Origin of the sequence: Microbacterium paraoxydans (assembly GCF_020524545.1) — a bacterium.
GTDB lineage: Bacteria > Actinomycetota > Actinomycetes > Actinomycetales > Microbacteriaceae > Microbacterium > Microbacterium paraoxydans_C.
In genome coordinates, this window is sequence record NZ_JAIVLG010000004.1 from 472,206 (window position 1) to 488,745 (window position 16,540).

Sequence of the window (16,540 nt, forward strand, 5' to 3'; positions counted from 1 at the left end):
CTCTTCGTCACGAACAGAGCGGCCCCGTCCTGCGTCCAGCAGGGCGGGGCCGTTGGCGTGATCTGAAGTCACTCGGCTGCGAACGCGCTCACATCGCCGACCAGACGTGTGTTGTCGGCCGGAACGGGGTCGACCGTAGCCTTGGCCACTTCGGCGGCGAACTCGGAGACGTTGTAGAGCTTGCCCGCCGACTCCCGCCGCTCGGCGATCGCGCCGGGGTTCGCCCGCTCCAACAGGGTGGCGGTGATCGTCCCCTCGATCATGTCCCCGGAGACGACGGTGAACCCGATTCCCTTCTCCGCGAGGCCAGGGATGAGCTCACGAAGCGCATCCTCCCCGGCGCGCTTCGACAGTGCGACCGGCTCGTACTCGGGCATCGTGGGGGTGGTGCGGATGAAATGCGCCTGGTGACTGGTGACGAAGACCACTCGCGCGCCGTCGCCGAGCAACGGCGTCGCGGCCTCGAGCACGTTCAGCTGTGCATCACGGTTCAGCGTGAGTGCGTAGTCCTCCGCCATCCCCGATTCCATGCCCCCGGACGCGTTCAGCACCAGAACGTCGAGGCGACCGTACTCGGCGCGGACCGCCTCGAACATCTCCGCGATCGAGGCGGGATCGGTGAGGTCCGCACCGACGACGAGCGCGCGGCGCCCGAGCTCGCGCAACTGCGCCGCGAGCTTCTCCGCCCGCGGCGCCTTGTTGCGGAAGTTGATGACCACATCCGCACCGGCCTCGGCGAGGTAGCGCACGGTGTCGGCGCCGATTCCGCGTGATGAGCCGGTGACAAGCGCGACCTTGCCTTCGAGGGATCCTGCGGGAAGAACGTCGGTCACGGTGACTCCTCATGATGCGTGAAAAAGCCGTGATCGCACGGCCCTCTCACACTATCAAGCGCGCGCCGAGGCACCCTGATCGACGGGCCTCCGCGTGATACGTTGACCACAAAGGAGGCCGCATGGACAACTTCACGACTTTCGTCTCGTTCATCGACCAATGGGCGTGGATCGGCTGGCTGGTCTTGATCGCCGTCTTCCTCGTCATCGAGATGCTCTCGCTGGACTTCACGTTCCTCATGCTCGCCTTCGGCAGCGTCGTCGGTCTCGTCACCGATCTGCTTGGCGTGCCGGTATGGGTTCAGGTGATCATCGCAGCGGCCGCCGCGGCGATCTTCATTCTGTTCCTCCGACCCCCGTTGCTCAAGCGGCTGCACCGGGGCGAAGACCCGACCAAGTCGAACGTCGACGCACTCGTCGACCTGCGTGGAGTCGCCCTCAACGAGATCACGCAGATCTCCGGGCAAGTCAAGCTCGCCAACGGCGACACGTGGACCGCGCGGACTTCGACCCCGGTACCGATTCCCCCCGGGGCGCCGATCGCCGTGAGTGCGATCAACGGCGCCACCGCCATCGTCCGACCCGTCAACGACTAGGAGCTCCCGTGGACGACGCATCGTTCATCCCCGCAGCGATCGGATGGATTCTCGCCATCGCCGTGATCATCTTCGTGGTGGTCACTGTCGCCCGAGCAATCCGCATCATTCCGCAGGCGACTGCCGGCGTGGTGGAGCGCCTCGGGCGCTACCACAAGACGCTCACGCCCGGCCTGAACATCCTGGTCCCCTTCATCGACCGTCTTCGCCCCCTCATCGATATGCGCGAGCAAGTCGTCTCGTTCCCGCCGCAGCCGGTGATCACCGAGGACAACCTCGTGGTGTCGATCGACACCGTCGTGTACTTCCAGGTCACCGATGCCCGCGCTGCGACGTACGAGATCGCCAACTACCTCGGCGCCGTCGAGCAGCTGACGACGACCACACTGCGAAACGTCGTCGGTGGACTCAATCTCGAAGAAGCGCTCACCAGTCGCGACAACATCAACGGGCAGCTGCGTGTCGTGCTTGACGAGGCGACGGGCAAGTGGGGCATCCGCGTCGGGCGCGTCGAGCTGAAGGCCATCGACCCGCCCATCTCCATCCAGGACTCCATGGAGAAGCAGATGCGCGCCGAGCGTGACCGTCGAGCGGCGATCCTCACCGCTGAGGGCACCAAGCAGTCGGCGATCCTCGAGGCGGAGGGCTCCCGCCAAGCCGAGATCCTCCGGGCGGAAGGCGACAAGCAGGCTGCCGTGCTCCGTGCGCAGGGTGAGGCCGAAGCAATCCAGAACGTCTTCAGTGCCATCCATCAGGGAGCTCCCGACGACAAGCTGCTCGCCTATCAGTACCTGCAGATGCTGCCGAAGATCAGCGAGGGAGAGTCCAACAAGCTGTGGATCATCCCCAGCGAGCTCACCGAGGCGCTCAAGGGCATCGGCAGTGCGTTCACCCCCAAGCCGGGTCAGAGTCCGACCAACACGCTGCCGGGCGCGTGACGCACCCTTACTTCACGAAGGCACGGCGCCCCCGAGTCCTCGCCCACCGCGGTCTGATCACCGCGGCAGGCGAGGACTCGGGCGTCTGGGAGAACTCCGCCGCGGCCATAGCCGCAGCCCATGCCGCCGGCGTCGAGTACGTCGAGACCGATTGCCAGGTGACCGCCGACCGGGACGTGGTGCTGTTCCACGATTCGACACTCGAGCGTCTCCTCGGCGACAAACGAGCCGTCCGGGATGTCCGGACGCGCGAACTTCGCGAACTGTTCGCCGACCATGGCGGGCTGCTCACGGTCTCGGAGGCGCTCGCATCCTTCCCGGCGGTCCGTTTCAACATCGACGTGAAGACGTCTTCCGCCGTCCAGCCGCTCGGGCCGATCCTCGCCGATCACACCCACCGCGTACTGGTCACGAGCTTCTCCGACGCCAATCGCCGTGACACTGTCGCCTCCGTACTGCGGGCAGGCGCCGCGCTCCGCCCGGCCACCTCCGGAGGAAGCCGCACGATCGCCGCGCTCCGAGCTCTCTCCGCACTGCGCCTCTCCCCCGGGCGCATCCTCCAGGACATCGATGCACTCCAGATCCCGGAGCGCCACGGCATGCTGACCGTGCTCACCCCCGCGCTTCTCCGCGCTGCTCGGCGACGAGGCGTCGAGATCCACGTCTGGACCGTGAACGATCCGGCGGACATGCTCCGACTCGTCGCGGCGGGAGTGGACGGCATCGTCTCCGACCGAGCCGATGTCGCGATGCGAACGCTTCCTCCTGAGTAGGCGTCGACGCGCCCCATAACCTCCGGCGCTGGGATTCGGCTGTGAATTCCGCCGTCAAGTCGCCTGCGTGGATGAAGCGCACAGGCTGGAGCGTTATACCTGACAGCGACGAGAGGACCACAAAATGGCAGATCGCAGCCTGCGCGGCATCCGGCTCGGCGCCCAGAGCCTACAGAGCGAAGAGGGCGTCGTTTTCATGGAGCGCCGCGAGACCACCTACACCTGTGACGCGTGCGGACACGTCACGAACCTGATGTTCGCGGCGGACGCCGAGCCGCCTCAGACCTGGGAGTGCCGTTCCTGCGGCGCCGAGGCTCGCCTGAACGTCGACGGCGAGGCCGTGACGCTCGAAGCCAGCGACGAGAAGGCCGCGCGCACCCACTGGGACATGCTGATGGAGCGACGCACGCGTGCGGAACTCGAGGAGCTCCTCGAGGAGCGCCTCGCCTTCATCCGCGCACGACGCGGCGCCGGAGAAGACCCCACCCGCGAGAAGATCGGAGCCTAACGGCTCCTGGCGCGCCACCACCCGAGGAGAAGCGCGCCGACACCGCCCCAGAGCAGCAGCTGCTGGATCACGGGGCCCAGGACGACACCCGCCGTGAGGCCGGTGCGGAGCTCGACATCTTCGAGCATCGCACCGGCCTCTCCTGCGTTCAGGCTCGTGACGGTCGAGCCGTCCGCGCGGATCACCTGGCTGGTACCGACCGTCGACACGTTCACCACACTGCGTCCGGTTTCGATCGCGCGCATGCGTGCGAACGCCAGCTGCTGGAGGTTCTCGTCGGTGCCACGGAAGTCGGCATTGTTGGTCTGGAAAACCAGGACTTCGGCGCCGTCGTTGAGCCCTTCCCAGATGACGTCGTCGTAGATGACGTCGAAGCAGATCGCCAGGCCGATCGTGACGCCATCCACGTCGATGACCGGCGGATTCGATCCCGGTGTGTACTCCCGCTGGATGAGGCCGATCAGATCCGGCGCCAGGGCATTGAAGAAGGCTCGATCCGGCACGTACTCGCCGAACGGGACGGGATGTCTCTTGTCGTGCAACTGCGAGGCCGTGCCATCGGCAGTCCAAAGCATCGAGGTGTTGAAATAGACGTCATCGCGACCCGTTGCCGCGTTGGCGAGCAGAGGCGCGTCGATCCGATTCGAGACGAGCGTCATCCTCCGGGCGATCGCGTCGTTCTGGAACGGGTCGGCGTCCAACGACCCCTCCGGCCATACGAGCAGATCGACGTCCTCGCCGTACAAGGGTGCGGTCGCGTCGGTCTGCGCCTGGATCACGGAGAACGCTTCGCGTTCGTCGAAGTATCCCGTCGGTCCGTTCCCCTGCACCGCCGCGATCCGCATCGATCCCGAGGGGGATGTCGGGAAGATCGGTGTGAACAGCAACGCCAGGAGGACGACGACCGGCGCCGACAATCGGAGCGGTCGACGCCACACGCCCAGCCGCACGACCTCGATCAGCATCGCGACCAGCAGGACCATCAGGAAGCTGAGCCCGCTGACTCCCAACCAGGAAGACACCGGCGCGAGCGGGCTCTCCGCCTGGCTCATGCCGATCCGTGCCCAGGGGAAGCCTCCGTAGGGCCAGGAGCCGACGAAGAGCTCCCTGCCCACCCAGAGAGCTGCGACGACCGCAGGAAGCCCCAGGAGGCGTCCTGCGGCACCGGGGAACGCGCGAGGAAGCCACCTGTAGGCCAAAGCTATCGGAACCAGGGCGAAGGCCGTGAGCCCGCCTTCGACGACGCTGAGTGCGCCCCAGGGAAGGGGGCCGAGGTAGCGCGAGGTCCACGAGACCAACAGCGCGAAGAAGAGGACGCCGTAGACGAGTCCGACAAGCAGAGCACCACCGAGGCGGCGCCCGATCAGCGACACGAGCAGAAGCCCTACGGCGGGGAAGGCGAGGCCCCAGACGGCCTCCTCCGGATACGCCAGATTCATCAGGACGGCTCCGGCGGCCGCCGTCAGCGCCGCGGCCCAGAGCGGGAGAAGGGCGCGCTGCGGAGCGGGGCGTTCGGGCATCGAGACCCCCCTCACATCGTCGAGTACGCCACGATGCCGCGGCGGACTCCGTCGAGAGCGCTCCGCGCCGTCCGCGCCAGCGCGGCATCCTCCGCGACGATCGAGAGTTGATCCAGCAGATCGATCGTCTGCTTGGCCCAGCGCACGAAGTCACCCGCTGCCATGTCGGCGTCGATCAGCACCCGCTCCAGCGCTCCCCCGCGGGCCCAGGCGTGCATGGCTCCCGCAAGACCGGCGGCGAGAGGCTCGCTGCCGGGGAGATGATGATCCTGTTCCAGATCGTCCAGTTCCGCCCACAGCGTGGTGGTCTTCTCGTAGGCGGAGCGGAATGCACCTCGCGGCAGCCCACGCTCCCCGGAGTTGGCTTCATCACGACGCGGCTCGTACACGAGGCAGCACGCCATGGCGGCCAGCGAAGGTGCATCCAGCCCCGACCACAGCCCCTGCCTCAGAGACTCGGCCACCAGCAGATCCCGCTCGCCGTAGATGCGGCGCATCGTGCGCCCGGCATCGGTCAGGCTCGTGTCCGCACCGTCATGTGTCACGTAGTCGAGAGTCTCCAAGACCTCGACGACGCGGTCGAACACGCGCGCGACGGTTCCGGTCCGTGTCTCGATCTGGCGCCGGATCCGGTCCGTCTGCCGTTTGAGTTTCCAATATCGTTCCGCCCAGCGAGCATGCGCTTCGCGATCGGGACACCGGTGACAGGGGTGGCGCTGCATCTGTGTCCGCAGCGTCTGAATGCGCTTCATGCGCTTGTCCCGTGACGCCCGCGGCGCCTGGGAGTCCTGGCGGTTCTTCTTCTCGAGGTCGCTCAACTCGCGGCGGATCGCGGCGTACTCCGGGAAACTCCCGTGCTCACAGGCCATCGCGCTCTGATAGCCCGCGAGCGACTCCTCCGCCTCGCGCACCTGTCGAGCGAGTCCCACGACAGCACGATCCGCCTGGAACTGCGCGAAGGATGACTCGAGGATCTGCCTCGCTCGGGGCTTGCCGAACATGTCGATCAGGTTCACGGCCATGTTGTATGTCGGGCGGAAGCTCGAGTTCAGCGGGTAGGTGCGTCGTGACGCGAGCGCTGCGACAGCCTGGGGGTCCATCCCCTCGGTCCACTGCACCACGGCGTGGCCCTCGACGTCGATTCCACGGCGTCCGGCGCGACCGGTGAGCTGGGTGTACTCCCCCGACGTGATCGCGACGCGTGCCTCCCCGTTGAACTTCTCCATCTTCTCGAGCACGACCGTCCGCGCGGGCATGTTGATGCCCAGAGCCAGGGTCTCGGTAGCGAAGACCACCTTGACGAGCTTGCGCTGGTACAGCTCCTCGACGACCTCCTTGAAGGCGGGCAGGAGACCGGCGTGGTGAGAGGCAACCCCACGCTCGAGGTTGTCCAACCACTCCCAGTATCCGAGGACATCGAGGTCTTCGTCCTGGAGCGTGCGGGTGCGGTCCTCGACGATGGCGCGTATCTCCGCCCGCTCCTGCGTCGATGTCAGACGCACGCCGGAGCGACGGACCTGCTGCACGGCGGCGTCGCAACCCACGCGACTGAAGATGAAGAAGATCGCCGGGAGCAGGTTCGCGCGCTCCAGAAGTCGCACGACATCCGGTCGATCCATCCGTTCGATCCGACGCGCGTTCGCCGCGCGGACCGGACGACGACCTCCTCGAGGCGGGCGCTGGGCCTGACGACCCGCGTGCCGGTTGCTGCGATACGCCTGCGCCTGCCGATTGTTGTCGTAGGTGGACGCCGTCGATGAGCGGATGCGCATCAGCTCCTGATTGACCTGGGCGGTGGCGAGGCCGGCGCGGTCGTCGAACAGCGGCAGCAAGTCGTCCCGCACGAGCACGTGCTGCTCCAGGGGAACGGGCCTGACCTCGGAGACGATCACCTCGGTGTCCCCGCGCACCGTGTCGAGCCAATCCCCGAACTCCTCCGCGTTCGAGACGGTGGCGCTCAAAGACACGAGGCGCACCTGGGCAGGCAGGTGGATGATGACCTCTTCCCACACAGCGCCGCGGAAGCGGTCCGCGAGGTAGTGGACCTCGTCCATGATCACGTACCGCAGATCCCGGAGCGCCGAAGAGTCGGCGTAGATCATGTTGCGCAGGACCTCGGTGGTCATCACGACGACGCGCGCATTGCCGTTGATGTTCGTGTCGCCGGTGAGCAATCCCACCTGGTCCGCACCATAGACGTCGACCAGCTCGCGGAACTTCTGATTCGACAACGCTTTCATGGGCGTCGTGTAGAACGCTTTGTCGGTCGGTGTCCGCATCGCGAGGTGGATCGCGAACTCACCGACGATCGTCTTCCCCGCGCCGGTCGGTGCGGCGACGAGCACGCTGCGTCCGTCTTCGAGCGCGTGGCATCCCGCCACCTGGAAGGGGTCCAGCTGGAACCTCTGCAACGCCGCGAACGCGGAGGACTCCGGATGCTGCGCCGTCTGTCGCGCCTGGGCGTACTTCTCGGAGGGTGAACTCATACCGCGTCCGGCAGGAGCCCTGACGCATCGTCACGCTTCCGCTTGCGCCGATCGAAGATCAGGGAGAGCCCGGCCGCCGCGAAGAACAGGACGATCAGGATTCCTGCGAGCATCAGCATGCTGACCACGTCCGCGGCGGGCGTCGCGAGCGCCGCGAACACGGTGGCGATGAGGATGGCCACGCGCCATCCCTTGAGGATCGCTCTGCCCGACATGACCCCGGACAGGTTGAGCGCGACCAGGAACACGGGAAGCACGAAGGAGACGCCGATCACGATCATCAACTTGAAGACGAAGTCGTAGTACTCCTGCGCGTAGTAGAAGTTGGTCGCGCCATCGGGGGTGAAGCTCCACATCAACTCGATCACGTGCGGCATGATCATCACACCGAGGTAGCAGCCGGCGAAGAACAGCGGTACTGCGGCGATGACGAACCCGACGGTGTACTTGATCTCCTTGCGTGTCAATCCCGGCATGATGAACGCCCAGATCTGCCAGAGCCAGACCGGGGCGGAGATGAACAGGCCGATCGAGAAAGCGATGCGCATGCGCATGTCGAATGCGGCCGTGACCGTGCCGAAGTTCAGGGCGCTGAAATCATCCCCGCGCTTCTCGGTGATGATACGGATCGGCTCGGTGATGAAGTGGATCACGGGGTCTGCCACGATGAACGCGACGACCATTCCGACCACCAACGCCAGCGCCGCGTACATCAGACGCTTGCGCAGTTCGACGAGATGCGCACCGAGCGACATCCGCCGATCCCGATCCGCCTTCGGCATCACGGACGGTTCGATGGCTGCCACGGCCGGTCAGGCGCGGGGCGGAGTCTCAGGGTCAGCGCCCGAGTCCTTGGTCGAGGTGGGGTCGGCGATCGACGAGTCGGCGCGAGTTGCGTCATCTTCCTTCATCGCCTTCATCTCGCCCTTGAACACACGAGCGGATTGACCCATGCTCTTCGCGAGCGCCGGCAGCTTGGCGGCACCGAACAGAAGGAGGATCACGGCGAGCACGATTAGCAGGTGCCAGCCTTGCATTCCAGCGAACATGTCAGGATTCCCGTCGTCGGTGAGCGTTCGATTCAGTCTACAGATCAATTCTCTGCATCGGGTTGGTGATACAGCGCGAGTCCGGCAGCGGCCCAATCCCTCGTCGACGTGCGTGCGACACCGGGATCGATCACCTCCATCGCTCCGCCGAACCGCGCCGCGAGTCGCTTGATCCCGCGTGGGTCTGCGAGGTGCAGCTGCGTCGCGACGAACCCGTCGACCACTTCGAACTCCCCGGTGGGGACGAAGCCGGCCAGCAATGGAGCGAGGCGCTCCGGCACGCGCACCGTGACCTCGCGCTCGTCGTCGAGGCCGGCGAACGCCTCGGGCACCTGGTCCCCGCCGTGCGTGATCGGGATCTGCGTCAGCTGCGGCGCACTCACCCGGTCGAGATGGAACGTCCGCATCGCCTGCCGCAGATGGCACCAGCCCTGCAGGTACCACTGCCCGTTGGTGATCAGGATCTGCATGGGGTCGACCGTGCGCGTGGTGGGAGCCGCATCGGGTGCCTGGTAAGTGAAGGAGATCGCGACGCCCTCGTGCAGGCCACGCGCGACTGCTTCGCGGACCTCGTCGACCGCGCTCGGTGCGACCACGACGTCGGCCGGCGCATCGGCGGCGCCACGTGACAGCTTCGAGATGAGTCCCGCGACGAGTCCGGAGTCCGACACCGCAGGCACGGCAGCGACCATCTGGAGGCCTGCGAGCAGGGCCGCGGCTTCGCGCGCAGTGAATCGAGGCACGCGGCGCAGCGCGACGTCATTCGTGATCTCGATCACGTCCTCGAGATCGAGCAGGTCCCAGTTGATGTCGAACATCTCCTGGGGCTGCTGCCAGTACCCCGACTCCCCGGGAAGCCCGATGACGGTGAGCTTCTCCACCATGCCGCGCATCTCCCGAGGCGTGACGCCGAACTCGTCTGCAGCCTCGGCGAGCGAGACCTGGCCGTGTTCGAGCAGGTAGGGAACGAGCGTCAGATAGAGCCGGACGCGGTCAGCGGCGAGAAGTGGCTTGGGCTTCGCGTTCATCCTGCCTCCTGCGCATCGTGATGTGCCGCGACGACGGCTCGGAGCCTGGCGATCACCGCATCGCGCAGAGGGGCGGGTTCGACCACGCGGACCTCCGGGCCGTAGGACGCGAGTTCGTCCGCGAGGATGTGCAGATCCACGAACGGAACACGGATTCCCTGCGTCGCTGACACCGCGCGCCGCCCGAGACGAAGCGCAGCCTCGGTCCCGGGTGTGACCTCGAGCAGCGCCGAGTTCGCCGAGGCGACGCGTTCGAGCCCGGCGAGTGCCCTCTCCCCTGCGCCGTCTCGCAGACTCGCGTCGAAGGTCGTCGAACTCACCTTGACGTCTCCGACGATCCGCCCCAGCAGGAACGTCCGGTCCTCGTCGACATCGACATCGACCCCGAACACATGCCACCGAGCCTCGTAGTCCACGAGGGCGAGCGGGCGTATGCGTCGTCGCCGCGGCGCGTCCTCACCGGGCTTGAGGTAGTCGAAGGCGACGACCCGGCAGCGCTCGATGGCGTCTTGGAGTGGAGCGAACGCGGGGTCGCGCGCCGTGATACGCGGGGCGAAGCCGATGATCGGCTCGTCGCCGTCGATTCCGAGGGCGCGGATCTTGCGCACACCGGACTGCGCGTCCCCGGAGACGGACTCGGCGCTCCAGACGCTTCCGGCCAGACGCAGCACCGCCAGTTCCGCCGGGGAGAACACGATGTCGCTGGGAAGGTCGTACTCGGCCTGTGGGATACGGTATCGGGCCTCGCGCAGATCGTTCGGATCGGTGGCGTCACCGATCGTCTCGATCGGAACGCCGAGTGTCCGCAATTCGTCCTTGTCGCGCTCGAACATCTTCTCGAGCGCGTCGGAGCGGGTGCCCGCGTCCGCGCGTTGACGGTAGCCGGAGACGTTGTCGAGGATCTGCTGCTTCGTCAGCCCGATCTCCGTGGCCATCAGCGCCACGACGAGATTCGTCAGGCGCTCCTCCGCGGGGATACGGGCAGCCATCACTGCGTCGGCGCCGTGACCGCGCCCAGGATGTCGATGACGATCGCCGTGGCCGGAGCACTCTCGGATGCGGGGGACACGACGAGCAGCTGCGAACCGACGGTGGCGCCCACGAGCTGCTCGTCAGCCACGCTCACGAGAGCGTCCTTGCCCCACGAGGTCGTGGTCACGGTCTTCTCGTCCCAGCCGACGGCCATGACATTGGAGACGACGATGTCGCCCTCCTCGACCTCTCGGCCGTCTCCCTTGATCAGCGTCTGCGTGACGATCTCGGTCGGTGCAGGAACGTCGGGGATGATGATGCCGGGCGTGCCGTCGGGAGCACGGACGACGGTGGGAAGACCGCGCGCGTCGTTGAACTGCAACGCACCGGAGGCCTTCGACGGCATGACGTCGAGCACGTCGATGACCGCGACGATGTTCTCGCCCTCGTCGAGTCCGAACGCCTGGACGTTCTGTGCCCCGAAGTCCTCCGGAGTCAGGACGGCGAGGATACGGCTGCCACCCGTGGCGCACTCGAGCACATCGGAAAGCCCCGCGGAACGCTGAGCCCAGTAGTCGATGCTGTGCACGCGGCTCTGGTCGCCGTTGAACTCGGACGTGTAGAGCGCGGTGCCGCTGTCTCCAGCGAAGAAGGCGATGTCCAACACGACCGGCTGGAAATCCGAGCCCAGTGCCGGGCCGTCTCCGACGACCACGTCGGCGAAAGCGGTCTCGTCCGTCTCGACCGGGCCGAAGACCTCGACGTCGGGGACCGAGCCGAGGTCACCGCTCACATCGGCGATGTTCAGGATCTTGTCGTTGCCGCCACGATCGCAGGCGGCGACGCCGCCGGATGCTGTCGCGGTGCAGCCCGTCAAGGCGAGGACGGCGAGGCTGAGAGAGGCCAGAACGGCGGACGTTTTACGCACGCGCTCCAGTCTATTCCGTCGTGTGCGAGGAATCGCGCGAGGCGGCGGCCAGGCGCGCCCCCTCCGCCGCCTTCTCCGCTTCCCTGGCACGCTTGCGCAGGTTCTTGTCGGTGATCTCACGGTCGCCGACGGCTCCCGGTGTCCAGGCCTCCACGTCCTCATCGCCGTAACTGCTCTTGGACGCACGACGCTTGACCGAGGGGGCGATCGCTCCCGGTGCGAGCCTGCGCGCGGTGAGGAGGAATCCGGTGTGGGCGACCATCCGGTGGTCAGGACGCACCGCCAGCCCTTCGACGTGCCATCCGCGGACCATCGTCTCGGACGCATCCGGGTCAGTGAAGAGACCGGTTCCTCTGATGTACTCCGCGACTCGCGAGAGCTGGGTCGCCGTGGCCACATAACAGAGGACGACGCCACCCGGCGTGAGCGCATCCGCGACGGCATCCATGCACTCCCACGGCGCGAGCATGTCGAGCACCACACGGTCGACCGATGCCGCCGGCACCTCGTTCGGCAGGGCTTCGACGAGGTCTCCGACGACGACGCGCCAGGTGTCGGGATTCTCGCCGAAGAAGGTCTCGACGTTCGCGCGCGCGACGTCGGCGAAGTCCGCGCGACGTTCGAAGGAGATCAGCTTTCCTGCCGGGCCCACCGCGCGCAGCAGCGAAAGCGAGAGCGCGCCGGAGCCGACACCTGCCTCCACCACGGTCGCCCCGGGGAAGACATCCGCCTGCATCACGATCTGTGCGGCATCCTTCGGGTACACGATGGCTGCGCCGCGAGGCATCGACATCGCGAAATCGCGAAGGAGAGGTCGGAGCGCGAGATAGTCGTGCCCCGAGCTGTTGGCCACGACGGAGCCGTCAGGGAGCCCGATCAGGTCACGGTGGCGCAAGACGCCCTGATGGGTGTGGAGCTCGCCGTCCTCGCGGAGCGTCACGGTGTGCAGGCGCCCCTTGGGGCCGGTGAGCTGGACACGGTCACCCGCGCGGAACGGGCCGCTCGGCCGCGGCGCGGTGGTGTCGGTCATCGAATCGCTCCTGTCGCGGCACTGTGGTTGTCGACCAGCTCGGTGAGGTCATCGGCGCCGCGTCCGGCGAGTGTCGCCCAGAGATCGTGCGCTCCCAGTCCGTCCAGCGGCACGATGTGCGGTACCGCGAGCGTCACAGCCCCCGAGGCCAGTCCCGCGCGCACCCCGGTCGGCGAGTCCTCGATCACGACGGCCTCCGCGATGTCGACGTCCAGGAGTGCCGCTCCCTGCAGGTAGGGCTCGGGGTGCGGTTTGGGGTTCTCCACGTCGTCCCCGGCGACGATGATGTCGAACGCCGCGAAGTCGATCAGTTCGACGACGTCCAGTGCCATCCGACGCAGGGACATCGTCACCAAGCCGGTGGGGATTCCCGCAGCCCGGAGGTCACGGAGCAGTTCGCGCGCCCCAGGCCGGAACGGGACGCCCTGGGTGCGAAGCGACTGCTGCACGACGTCGGTCAGGTGGGAGACGATCGCCTCGGCCTCCATCGCCACCCCTGCGTTCTGCAGGATCACGGCGCTGTCGATCAGACCGCTGCCGACGAGTCGCAGCGCATCCTCATGGGTCCACGAACCACCGAAGGACTCGACCAGCGCCGTCTCGGCCGCCATCCAATACGGTTCGGTGTCGACGAGGGTTCCGTCCATGTCCCACAGGACTGCGCTGGGCTTTCTGCTCACTGAACCCATGCTAGCCGGGGTGCCGCCCGCATCCCGCCGTCGCGGACTAGCCTGGAAGGACCGCATCTGCCGAATCGAAGGGAGCCCTCGATGGATGTTCTCGGTCCGCGCATCGTCATCGCAGCCTTCGACGGCTGGAACGACGCGGGTGAAGCTGCCAGCGCCGCCATAGAAGCACTGCGAGCGTCGACGGAATACGACCTCGTCCACTCGGTCGACCCCGAGCTCTACTTCGACTACCAGTACACACGCCCGTCCACCCGGATGGACTCCGAGGGTCGCCGTCAGCTCACCTGGCCCGAGGCCGGACTCTGGCGCCCGCGGAACCCCGCGCCCGGCCCCGAGTTCTGGCTGCTCACGGGCGCCGAGCCCGCACGCACCTGGCAGGCGTTCGCCTCCGAGTTCATCGACGTGGCTCTGCGCGACGACATCACAGGATTCGTCACCCTCGGCGCGATGCTGTCGGATGTCCCGCACACCCGCCCGATCTCGATCTTCGCGTCGAGTCAGAACGAGCAGGTCCGCGAGGCGCACGGACTCGAGCGCTCGCTCTACGAAGGCCCGGTCGGAATCCTGACCGTGTTCGAGCACTTCGCCGAGAACGCGGGGATCCCCACGGCGAGCCTCTGGGCCAGCGTTCCCCATTACGTCGCCTCGGCGACACCTTCGCCGAAGGTCACGCTCGCGCTCCTCGACCGGCTCGAGGAGCTGACAGGCGTCGACGTCGATCGCCAGACGCTCCGCACCGAGGCCGCCGCCTGGGAAGCGTCGATCGACGCGGCCGCGGCCGACGACGAGGACATGGCCGAGTACATCCGCCAACTCGAGCGCACCCGAGACACCTGGGACTCCCCCGAAGCCTCCGGCGACGCGATTGCGCAGGCATTCGAGCGGTACCTCCGTCGGCGCGACGACGGCCCGGGCGACCGTAAGCGCTGAACTCGGATCAGGCGGCGATGACGCCGGTTCCCAGCAGCACGAGCAGCACCGTCCCCAGCAGGATCCGGTAGATCACGAACGGCAGGAAGCTGCGCTTCGAGATCCAGCTCATGAAGAACGCGATCACCCCGAGCGCGACGACGAAGGCGATGCCTGTGGCGGCGAGGGTGTCACCGAACGAGAAGAAGGACGGCTCGTCCCAGCTCTTGAAAACCTGGTAGAAGCCGCTGCCGAAGACAGCGGGAATCGCCAGGAGGAACGCGTAGCGAGCGGCCGCGGCGCGCTCGTAGCCCAGGAACAGTCCCATCGTGATGGTGCCACCCGACCGCGATACCCCCGGGATCAGAGCCAGTGCCTGCGCGAACCCGAAGGCGACGCCGTGCGGGTAGGTCAGATCGTTGAGCTTGCGACGCTTCGCGCCGACGTGGTCGGCGACGCCGAGCAGGATTCCGAAGACGATGAGCATGATCGCGACGATCCACATCGATCGCAGAACGGTCTCGATCTGGTCCTGGAAGAGCAGCCCCAGCACGACGATCGGGATGCTGCCGATGATGATCATCCACCCCATGCGGGCGTCCGGATCGTTGCGCGGGGCCTTGCCGACGAGGGATCGGCACCACTGCGAGATGATGCGCACGATATCGCGCCAGAAGAACACCACGACGGCTGCCTCGGTACCGATCTGCGTGATGGCCGTGAAGGCCGCGCCCGGGTCCTCGCCCGAGGGGAGGAAGGTTCCGAGGATACGGAGGTGGGCGCTGGAGGAGATCGGGAGGAACTCGGTGAGTCCCTGGACGATGCCGAGGATCAGGGCTTCGAGCAGGTGCATGGAGGGCTTTCAGTTCGGAGGAGGCACGGAGCGCGCGGCGCTCAGTACGTGCGCAGCAGATCGGTCAGCACCCGCTGGCCGAAGACAAGCGATTCTACGGGTACCCGCTCGTCGACACCGTGGAACATCCCTGTGAAATCGAGGTCCGCGGGGAGTTTGAGCGGAGCGAATCCGTACCCCGTGATCCCGAGGTAGGCGAGCGCCTTGTTGTCCGTACCAGCGCCCAGGAGGTACGGGATCACCGGGATTCCGGGGTCATGACGCCCGATGCTTGCGACCATCGCCTCGACCAGTTCGCCTTCGAAGGGCGTCTCCATGCCGATGTCCCGAACGACCGTCTGGATCTCGATGTCGTCCCCCACGATGCTCTGGAGCTCGGCGAGCACATCGTCCTCGGTCCCGGGGATCACACGGACGTCGATGAGCGCCTCGGCGCGCTCGGGAATCACATTGTGCTTGTAGCCTGCGTTGAGAGCAGTGGGGTTCGTGGTGGTCCGGAACGACGAACGCAGGAACGCCTCGGCCGGCCCGGCAGCCTCTGCAAGCGCATCGGGGTCATCCACACTGCGCCCGCTCAGTGCGCTGAGCCCCTCGAGCAGCGCTGACGTCGTCGGCGTCAGCCGGATCGGCCAGCGAGTGCGACCGATCGCCGCCACCGCTTCCGCGAGCTTCGTGACGGCATTGTCCGGATGAAGGCGACTGCCATGCCCCGCGCGCCCCTTCGCCACCAGTCGGATCCAGATCAGCGCCTTCTCGCCGACCTGCAGGAGGTATGCCCGACGGTCGTCCACCGTGATGGAGTAGCCGCCCACCTCGCTGATGGCCGTCGTCGCCCCGGCGAACCATTCCGGTCGGTTCTGCACGACCAGCGTCGACCCTTCGACGCCGCCGTTCTCCTCGTCTGCGAAGAACGCCAGGACCAGATCACGCTCCGGTCGCTCCCCGGCTCGAAGGATCTCCGCTACCGCGGTGAGGATCATCGCGTTCATGTTCTTCATATCGACAGCACCGCGCCCCCACAGCATGCCGTCGCGCACGATGCCGGCGAAGGGGTCGACGCTCCAGTCCTCGGCCATGGCCGGGACGACATCCAGGTGCCCATGGACGACGAGTGCCGGCTTGTCACGGTCACGCCCGGGAACCCGTGCCATCAGATTGGTACGCCGCGGAACGGGTTCGTAGTACTCGACGTCGAGCCCGAGCGCCTCCAGGTAGGCCCCGACGTACTCGGCCGCCTCGCGTTCGCCCTTCGCATTCCCTCCGCCGAAGTTGGATGTGTCGAAGCGAATCAGATCGCTCGCGATGCGCGCGACCTCAGGAAGAGACGGATCGGTCATGGCTCCAGGCTATCGAAAGCGCGCGCCACGCCCGGGCGTATGGTCCGGTTCGAGTGCCCGCTGAGGACGTGGTAATGTCATTCTTCGGTCG

General features: G+C 66.8%; 17 protein-coding genes. 5 read left to right on the top strand and 12 right to left on the bottom strand.

Translation table 11 applies throughout. From position 1 onward, the window contains the following. Positions 1 to 68: 68 nt before the first annotated feature. Positions 69 to 833, bottom strand: coding sequence for an SDR family oxidoreductase (locus tag LC041_RS11400; RefSeq protein WP_226533199.1), 765 nt, complete (start codon positions 831 to 833; stop codon positions 69 to 71). Between the two features lie 122 nt (positions 834 to 955). Between LC041_RS11400 and LC041_RS11405 the strand changes: the two genes are divergently transcribed. The 4 genes from LC041_RS11405 (at position 956) to LC041_RS11420 (ending at position 3,648) form a co-directional block, all read left to right on the top strand. After that, the gene (locus tag LC041_RS11405) at positions 956 to 1,429 is read left to right on the top strand and encodes an NfeD family protein (protein ID WP_226533200.1); all 474 of its coding nucleotides are present in this window, start codon (positions 956 to 958) and stop codon (positions 1,427 to 1,429) included. Between the two features lie 8 nt (positions 1,430 to 1,437). Then, entirely contained in the window at positions 1,438 to 2,367 is a 930-nt protein-coding gene (locus LC041_RS11410; protein WP_226533201.1) for an SPFH domain-containing protein, read from the top strand. Then, a complete protein-coding gene (locus LC041_RS11415) occupies positions 2,364 to 3,140 on the top strand; it encodes a glycerophosphodiester phosphodiesterase family protein (RefSeq protein ID WP_226533202.1) in 777 nt (258 codons plus the stop codon). The genes LC041_RS11410 and LC041_RS11415 overlap by 4 nt, the downstream gene beginning before the upstream one ends. A gap of 124 nt (positions 3,141 to 3,264) precedes the next feature. After that, positions 3,265 to 3,648, top strand: a complete 384-nt coding sequence (locus LC041_RS11420; protein ID WP_226533203.1) for an RNA polymerase-binding protein RbpA — start codon at positions 3,265 to 3,267, stop codon at positions 3,646 to 3,648. On the opposite strand, the gene lnt is transcribed toward LC041_RS11420, so the two are convergent. Genes lnt through LC041_RS11465 form a run of 9 tightly spaced genes read right to left on the bottom strand, consistent with a single transcriptional unit; the run spans position 3,645 to position 13,341 of the window. Next, a complete protein-coding gene (lnt, locus tag LC041_RS11425) occupies positions 3,645 to 5,168 on the bottom strand; it encodes an apolipoprotein N-acyltransferase (protein ID WP_226533204.1) in 1,524 nt (507 codons plus the stop codon). The genes LC041_RS11420 and lnt overlap by 4 nt on opposite strands. Before the next feature lie 11 nt (positions 5,169 to 5,179). Beyond that, positions 5,180 to 7,654 carry a DEAD/DEAH box helicase gene (locus LC041_RS11430; protein ID WP_226533205.1) on the bottom strand — a complete coding sequence of 825 codons (2,475 nt, stop codon included), beginning with the start codon at positions 7,652 to 7,654 and terminating at the stop codon, positions 5,180 to 5,182. Next, positions 7,651 to 8,409, bottom strand: coding sequence for a twin-arginine translocase subunit TatC (gene tatC, locus LC041_RS11435; RefSeq protein ID WP_226533312.1), 759 nt, complete (start codon positions 8,407 to 8,409; stop codon positions 7,651 to 7,653). Before tatC ends, LC041_RS11430 begins: the two co-directional genes overlap by 4 nt. 57 nt (positions 8,410 to 8,466) lie before the next feature. Continuing rightward, the gene (gene tatA, locus LC041_RS11440; RefSeq protein WP_226533206.1) at positions 8,467 to 8,703 is read right to left on the bottom strand and encodes a twin-arginine translocase TatA/TatE family subunit; all 237 of its coding nucleotides are present in this window, start codon (positions 8,701 to 8,703) and stop codon (positions 8,467 to 8,469) included. 44 nt (positions 8,704 to 8,747) lie between these two features. Beyond that, on the bottom strand, positions 8,748 to 9,731 hold the full coding sequence (locus LC041_RS11445; RefSeq protein WP_226533207.1) for a helix-turn-helix transcriptional regulator: 984 nt from the start codon (positions 9,729 to 9,731) through the stop codon (positions 8,748 to 8,750). Continuing rightward, the gene (locus tag LC041_RS11450; RefSeq protein ID WP_226533208.1) at positions 9,728 to 10,720 is read right to left on the bottom strand and encodes a helix-turn-helix transcriptional regulator; all 993 of its coding nucleotides are present in this window, start codon (positions 10,718 to 10,720) and stop codon (positions 9,728 to 9,730) included. Before LC041_RS11450 ends, LC041_RS11445 begins: the two co-directional genes overlap by 4 nt. Beyond that, the gene (locus tag LC041_RS11455) at positions 10,720 to 11,631 is read right to left on the bottom strand and encodes a hypothetical protein (RefSeq protein ID WP_226533209.1); all 912 of its coding nucleotides are present in this window, start codon (positions 11,629 to 11,631) and stop codon (positions 10,720 to 10,722) included. The genes LC041_RS11450 and LC041_RS11455 overlap by 1 nt, the downstream gene beginning before the upstream one ends. Before the next feature lie 10 nt (positions 11,632 to 11,641). Beyond that, on the bottom strand, positions 11,642 to 12,661 hold the full coding sequence (locus LC041_RS11460; protein WP_226533210.1) for a tRNA (adenine-N1)-methyltransferase: 1,020 nt from the start codon (positions 12,659 to 12,661) through the stop codon (positions 11,642 to 11,644). Beyond that, positions 12,658 to 13,341, bottom strand: a complete 684-nt coding sequence (locus tag LC041_RS11465) for an HAD family hydrolase (protein WP_308012774.1) — start codon at positions 13,339 to 13,341, stop codon at positions 12,658 to 12,660. The genes LC041_RS11460 and LC041_RS11465 overlap by 4 nt, the downstream gene beginning before the upstream one ends. A 90-nt stretch (positions 13,342 to 13,431) precedes the next feature. Here LC041_RS11465 and LC041_RS11470 point away from each other — a divergent pair, with 90 nt between their 5' ends. Then, positions 13,432 to 14,280 carry a PAC2 family protein gene (locus LC041_RS11470; protein WP_226533211.1) on the top strand — a complete coding sequence of 283 codons (849 nt, stop codon included), beginning with the start codon at positions 13,432 to 13,434 and terminating at the stop codon, positions 14,278 to 14,280. A gap of 7 nt (positions 14,281 to 14,287) precedes the next feature. On the opposite strand, the gene LC041_RS11475 is transcribed toward LC041_RS11470, so the two are convergent. Together LC041_RS11475 and LC041_RS11480 are read right to left on the bottom strand one after the other, a co-directional pair. Then, positions 14,288 to 15,112 carry an undecaprenyl-diphosphate phosphatase gene (locus tag LC041_RS11475; protein ID WP_226533212.1) on the bottom strand — a complete coding sequence of 275 codons (825 nt, stop codon included), beginning with the start codon at positions 15,110 to 15,112 and terminating at the stop codon, positions 14,288 to 14,290. 41 nt (positions 15,113 to 15,153) lie between these two features. Next, positions 15,154 to 16,449 (bottom strand): M20/M25/M40 family metallo-hydrolase, encoded by a 1,296-nt coding sequence (locus LC041_RS11480; protein WP_226533213.1) that lies wholly within the window; start codon positions 16,447 to 16,449, stop codon positions 15,154 to 15,156. Positions 16,450 to 16,540 lie beyond the last annotated feature (91 nt).